This window comes from Mesorhizobium sp. M7A.F.Ca.MR.362.00.0.0, assembly GCF_004023175.1.
In the GTDB taxonomy this organism is placed as follows: Bacteria; Pseudomonadota; Alphaproteobacteria; order Rhizobiales; family Rhizobiaceae; genus Mesorhizobium.
This window is the reverse complement of the sequence record NZ_RZTF01000158.1, coordinates 7,465-13,013: the sequence shown is the minus strand read 5'-3', so window position 1 is coordinate 13,013 and position 5,549 is coordinate 7,465. Positions and strand designations below refer to the sequence as shown.

The following is a 5,549-nucleotide window of genomic DNA, read 5'->3' as shown; positions in this document are numbered from 1 at the left end:
GAGAGCGTGAAAAAGGGTTATCGCGAGCTGCTGGACGAGGCGAACGCCGTGATCGAGGTGGTTTCGCCGGAGGAGGCGGCCGGGCTGATCGACGATGAAGACACCATCTTCGTCGATCTGCGCGATCCACGCGAAGTGGAACGCGACGGCAAGATTCCCGGCGCCAAGCATGTCACGCGCGGCATGCTGGAGTTCTGGATCGACCCCGAAAGCCCTTACCACAAGCCCTTCTTCGCCTCGGGCAAGAACTTCGTGTTCTTCTGCGCCGGCGGCTGGCGCTCGGCGCTGGCCACAAAGACGGCGCAGGACATGGGGCTTTCGCCGGTCAAGCACATCCTTGGCGGCTACACCGCCTGGAAGGCCGCCGGACTGCCGGTCGAACCCGGCGAGAAGAAGAAATAATCTCGACCGCCGCTCAGTGCAGCAGCAATGGCTCGCGATTCGCCACGAAGCCAACCGCGCGTTCGACCACGCCCTTGTCGGCGAGAATGCGGCGGTGGCCGAGCCCGTCGGCCCAGTAGAGCCGCACATGGCCGCCGGCGCCGGCATAGCGCCTTGCATGATCGGCCGAGACTTCGCGGTCGTCCTGCGCATGGATGACCAGGGTCGGCACCGGCGCCTGGGCGAGCTGACGGTCGCCGGTGAATTCGTGCAGGGGTCGGCCGGAAAGATGCTCGACCCGGTCCGCCATGGCGGCTTGCGAGCGCGGGCCGACATTGAGCATGCGGCTGAAGTCGGCAAAGATCGCCGGCAAGGAACTTGGCGCCGCGATCAGCACCAGGCGTCCGGCCGCCAGTGGCGGGATGTTCTTGACCGAACCGGCGATGGCGTTGGCGGCGACGGCGCCGCCGAAGGAATGGCCGACCGCTGCCACGAAGGGGCCGAACCATTCGCCGGCAACCCGCACCGCATCCACCGCATTGACCATGTTCAGGCGCCGGCCCTGCGACTGGCCGTGGCCGGGCAGGTCAAGCGAAACGACCCGGTGGCCGGCGGCGCGATAACCTTCGATCAAGGCGCGCATATATTCGGTGCGCGAGCGCCAGCCATGGACGACGAGCACCGTGCCGGCGGCCGCCCTGCCCGGCTCCGGGCGGAACTCGTGCACCATGACGCAGCCGGTCGCGGTCTTCAGCCGGTGATGACGCGCCTCGGTCATGAACCCGGCCGCACGGTCGACAGCACGGCGCTCGCCATCGCTGAGCGCCTTGACATTCGGGGGTGCGGCAGAACAATTCGAACGCCGCGCGTCCGCTAAGCCGCGGCGCGACACGCTCTGCCGCACCGAACACGCTCCGGATGACCTTCAGCCCGAATGATGCCATAGTGAAAATCCATCCATACGTTCAAGCATGAACATAATAGTTCAAAGATGAACAATAAACAAGAGCTGCCTTGGGATAACCCGCGTTTCCGCAACTGGGTCGCGGTGGCGCGCGCCTGCCATGTGCTGGAGCGCACGCTGGCGGTGAAGCTTGCGCCGCTCGATTTGAAACCGGCGCAGCTCGACGTGCTGATGAACCTCTATCGCCACCCCGGCATGTCGCAGCACGATCTTGCCCGCAAGCTGCTCGTCGGCCGTTCCAACATCACCATGCTTTTGCCGCAGCTGGAAGCGCGTGGCCTGCTGCGCCGCGAAGGCGACGAGAAGGACAAGCGCATCCTGCGGCTCGCGCTCACCGAGGCCGGCGAGGCGCTGTTGATGCAGGCGCTGAAAGTGCACATGGCGCTGATAGAGAAGGCGATGAGCCAGTCTACGCCGGAACAATGTGACATGATCGGCGAGCAGATGCGCAAGATCTATGATGTGCTGAAAGAGGCGTGAGGGCTTTTCAGCCCAACCTACCACATCGTCTTCTTCGCCCGCTCCGGCCATTCCTTGTCGTAGGTTTCGCCGTCGATGTTCCTGCGGCTGGTGATCTCCAGGATCTGTCCGGGCGTCGGCAGCAACTTCGGGTCGACATGCCTTGCTGCGTTCCAGAGCTCGGAGCGGACGATGGCCCGGGCGCATTGGAAATAGACCGAATCGATGTCGATGACGGTCACCGATCGCGCCGCCTTGCCATCCACCGTGAATGATGCGCACAGCGCTGTATCCGTCGTGATATGAGCGCGGCCATTGACACGCAGCGTCGTGCCGGAGCCCGGCACCAGGAACAGCAGGCCGACGCGTGGGTCGCGGATGATGTTTTTCAGCGAATCGGCGCGGTTGTTGCCGCGACGGTCCGGCATCATCAGGGTTTTCGGATCATGGATGCGCACAAAGCCGGCGAGATCGCCGCGCGGCGAGCAATCAAGCCCCTCCGGCCCGCTGGTCGCCAGCGCGACAAAGGGCGAGGCTTCGATAAAGGCGGCATATTCGGGAATGATTTGGTCGAGTTCCTTGACCAGCGAGGCCTCGCCTGGAACCCCATAGAGCGCCTCGAGCTGTTCGACCGTGGTGATGACGGACATTTTTCTCGCCTCCAAACCTTTGCCGGCGCTACGCCATCTCGATGACGTTTTGACGACAGCGAGCGGAATCAATCTAGTGATCCCGGCTCAGGCCCTTTTCCGCAAGCTCCGCGAGATAGGCCTCCCAGCGCGCATCCTTCTCGTGGCCGAGCGTGTGCAGGTAATTCCAGGTGAAGATGCCGGTGTCGTGGAAATCGTCGAAGGTGATGCGCACAGCATAGTTTCCGACCGGCTCGATCTTGAGGATTGCCACATTGCGCTTGCCGGGGACCGTCACCCGCTGCTCCGGCGAATGGCCTTGCACTTCGGCTGATGGCGAGGCGACGCGCAGCAGTTCCGCCGGCAGTTCGAACGGCCGATGGTCGGGAAAGGTGACGGACAGAAGTTTGCGGTCCTTGGAGACCCTGAGCTCTTTCGGTGCGGTCATGCTGTTCGATCCCGTCTCATCCACCCTTCCCTACGCCGCTTCGCCAAACGGGAAAAGGCCTGATGAGACCGACCGACATGCGATGTCGGCTGAGAGATGTTACCAAAGATCGAGAGGCGCTATCTTGAACAGCAGGCCGGATCGTATCACATAGCGGTATATAACGAAGCCGTTCACGGTCACGGGAAGCGCTTGAAGCATGGACATGATTGATCCTTTCGGCCGCACGATCAGCTATCTCCGCGTGTCGGTCACCGACCGCTGCGATTTCCGCTGCACCTATTGCATGGCCGAGGACATGGCCTTTCTGCCGAAGAAGGACCTGCTGTCGCTGGAAGAGCTCGACCGGCTGTGCACGGTTTTCATCGAAAAGGGCGTCAGGCGATTGCGCCTGACCGGCGGTGAGCCGCTGGTGCGCAAGAACATCATGCATCTGGTGCGCCAGCTCTCGCGGCATCTCGCCAGCGGCGCGCTGGAAGAGCTGACGCTGACCACCAACGGCTCGCAGCTGTCGCGCTTTGCCGCCGAACTCGCCGATTGCGGCGTCAAGCGCATCAACGTGTCGCTCGATACGCTCGATGCCGACAAGTTCCACAAGATCACCCGCTGGGGCCATCTCGACAAGGTCATGCAAGGCATCGATGCCGCGCAGGCCGCGGGGCTGAAGGTCAAGCTCAACGCGGTGGCATTGAAGGATTTCAACGACGCCGAGCTGCCCGATATGATGCGCTGGGCGCATGGCCGCGGCATGGACCTGACGGTCATCGAAACCATGCCGATGGGCGAGATCGATGCCGACCGCACCGACCAGTATCTGCCGCTGTCGCTGCTGCGCGCGTCGCTGGAACGCCAGTTCACGCTGACCGACATTCCCTTCAAGACCGGCGGCCCGGCCCGCTATGTCCAGGTCGCCGAGACTGGCGGACGGCTCGGCTTCATCACGCCGATGACGCATAATTTCTGCGAAAGCTGCAACCGCGTCCGGCTGACCTGCACCGGCACCCTCTATATGTGCCTGGGCCAGGAAGATGCCGCCGACCTGCGCGCGCCCTTGCGCGCCTCCGAAGGCAACGAGCTGGTCGCCGATGCAATAGACGAAGCCATCGGCCGCAAGCCCAAGGGCCACGACTTCATCATCGACCGCCGCACCAGCCGCCCATCGGTGTCACGCCATATGAGCGTCACCGGCGGCTGATCTTTTCGTGAAATTCATGCAAGATCGCTTCGGATCATGACTCGAGGCGAGCATGCGGCTGCACTCTTCATTCCTGGCGATTGCGACAATGGCAGCAAGTGCGGTCGCCGCGCCGTTCACTTATGTGAACGAGCGCTTCGGCACCGTCTGCACCTTTCCCGACGAGATCTTCACCGATCGCCAGCCGGAGCCCGATAATGGCGACGGACAGCAATGGCTGAGCGCCGATGGCGCCAGCCTGATCTGCTCCGGCATCCTCAACATAGACAACGATACGCCGAAGGGCTTTGTGGCGGCCGAGAAGGCCAGCGATGAAGCCGGCTACAAGGTGACCTATGGCAAGGCCGGCAGCGATTGGGCGGTGCTGTCGGGCGTTAAGGATGGAAAGATGTTTTACGAGCGACGTCTGTTTGGGAGAGACGGTATCATCCGCACGGTCTGGGTCGACTACCCTCCGGCCCTGAAGTCGAAATACGACCCGCTGGTCGGCGCCATTGCCGGCAGTCTCAAGGGGTCGTGAAAGTTTCGGACCACACCCCAGAAAAAGTCTTGTTCGCGAACCACAGCCGGATTTACGGCCAGTCTGTTCCAACCTACCCTTTCCCTGGAAGCGGATCTTCGCTCACAGGGGGAATACACCATGCGCAAACTCGTTCTTTCTCTAGCCTTGCTTGGTCTCGCGGCCGTGCCCGCTGCGGCCCAGTCGATCGGCGGCACTTATACGGTCGCCGGCACCAACTTCGACGGCTCTGCCTATGGCGGCGAGGCAACCATCACGCTGACCAGCGGGACGACCTGCGCGATCCATTGGGAAACCGGTGGCTCATCTTCCGACGGCATCTGCATGCGCAACGATGATGCCTTCTCGGCCGGCTATGTCATGGGCAAGGATATCGGCCTCGTCGTCTACAAGATGACGGACGACGGCTCGTTGCATGGTCTGTGGACCATCGCCGGCAAGGAAGGCAATGGCACCGAGGTGCTGACGCCGAAGAAGTAAGTTCTGCCGCCATTGCAGGTGATCTTCTGAGCCACAAACAAGGCTGTGGCCCAGCCCTTTGCTGTTGCTGTTTCACGCCCGGCTGTTACAGGCTTGCTGCCTAAAGCGCGTCGCGTTTGAACGGATTCAGGCGACGCGCTTTAGGTCTTTGTTTCTTATGCGTGTCGTTTCCCCAAAACCGAGGTCACTTTTGGGCGACATGCATTAGCAGAACCGGTACCCGTCTTGCCCCTGTCACCAAATATTCGCGGCGCGTTGTTCATGATGGTGGCGATGGCCGGCTTCTGCCTCAACGATGCCATCACCAAATACTCGTCACAATCGATGAACATGGCGCAGGTCATGTTGATCCGTGGGGCTTTCGCTTCGCTTTTCGTTGGCTTGCTCGCCTGGCAGCGCGGCGCGCTCGCCCGCCCGGGCTCGATGCTGCAGCCTCTGGTGGCCCTGCGCGTGATCAGCGAGGCCGGTGCCAC

Annotated in this window: 7 protein-coding genes and 2 pseudogenes; 6 read left to right on the top strand and 3 right to left on the bottom strand. The window is 62.4% G+C overall.

The features are described 5' to 3' along the window. Window positions 1-6: 6 nt before the first annotated feature. Window positions 7-402: a rhodanese-like domain-containing protein gene (locus tag EOC06_RS19455; RefSeq protein WP_127270856.1), complete on the top strand. Its 396-nt coding sequence runs from the start codon at window positions 7-9 to the stop codon at window positions 400-402. Window positions 403-415: 13 nt separating this feature from the next. Here the strand turns inward: EOC06_RS19455 and EOC06_RS19450 are convergent. Next, window positions 416-1,325: pseudogene (locus tag EOC06_RS19450) on the bottom strand (alpha/beta hydrolase). A gap of 47 nt (window positions 1,326-1,372) precedes the next feature. Here EOC06_RS19450 and EOC06_RS19445 point away from each other — a divergent pair. Then, window positions 1,373-1,825, top strand: coding sequence for a MarR family winged helix-turn-helix transcriptional regulator (locus EOC06_RS19445; protein ID WP_023813960.1), 453 nt, complete (start codon window positions 1,373-1,375; stop codon window positions 1,823-1,825). 17 nt (window positions 1,826-1,842) lie between these two features. On the opposite strand, the gene EOC06_RS19440 is transcribed toward EOC06_RS19445, so the two are convergent. Then, entirely contained in the window at window positions 1,843-2,454 is a 612-nt protein-coding gene (locus tag EOC06_RS19440) for a pyridoxamine 5'-phosphate oxidase family protein (RefSeq protein WP_128308541.1), read from the bottom strand. A gap of 73 nt (window positions 2,455-2,527) precedes the next feature. Continuing rightward, window positions 2,528-2,881 carry a gamma-butyrobetaine hydroxylase-like domain-containing protein gene (locus EOC06_RS19435; protein ID WP_128308540.1) on the bottom strand — a complete coding sequence of 118 codons (354 nt, stop codon included), beginning with the start codon at window positions 2,879-2,881 and terminating at the stop codon, window positions 2,528-2,530. A 199-nt stretch (window positions 2,882-3,080) separates the two neighbouring features. Here EOC06_RS19435 and moaA point away from each other — a divergent pair, with 199 nt between their 5' ends. The 4 genes and pseudogenes from moaA to EOC06_RS42900 form a co-directional block, all read left to right on the top strand. Further along, window positions 3,081-4,076 (top strand): GTP 3',8-cyclase MoaA, encoded by a 996-nt coding sequence (gene moaA / locus EOC06_RS19430; protein ID WP_128308539.1) that lies wholly within the window; start codon window positions 3,081-3,083, stop codon window positions 4,074-4,076. Between the two features lie 88 nt (window positions 4,077-4,164). After that, the gene (locus EOC06_RS19425; protein ID WP_245469798.1) at window positions 4,165-4,596 is read left to right on the top strand and encodes a hypothetical protein; all 432 of its coding nucleotides are present in this window, start codon (window positions 4,165-4,167) and stop codon (window positions 4,594-4,596) included. Between the two features lie 120 nt (window positions 4,597-4,716). Further along, the gene (locus EOC06_RS19420; protein WP_127269771.1) at window positions 4,717-5,076 is read left to right on the top strand and encodes a hypothetical protein; all 360 of its coding nucleotides are present in this window, start codon (window positions 4,717-4,719) and stop codon (window positions 5,074-5,076) included. A gap of 225 nt (window positions 5,077-5,301) precedes the next feature. Further along, window positions 5,302-5,549, top strand: a pseudogene (locus EOC06_RS42900) (EamA/RhaT family transporter); the annotation flags it as partial.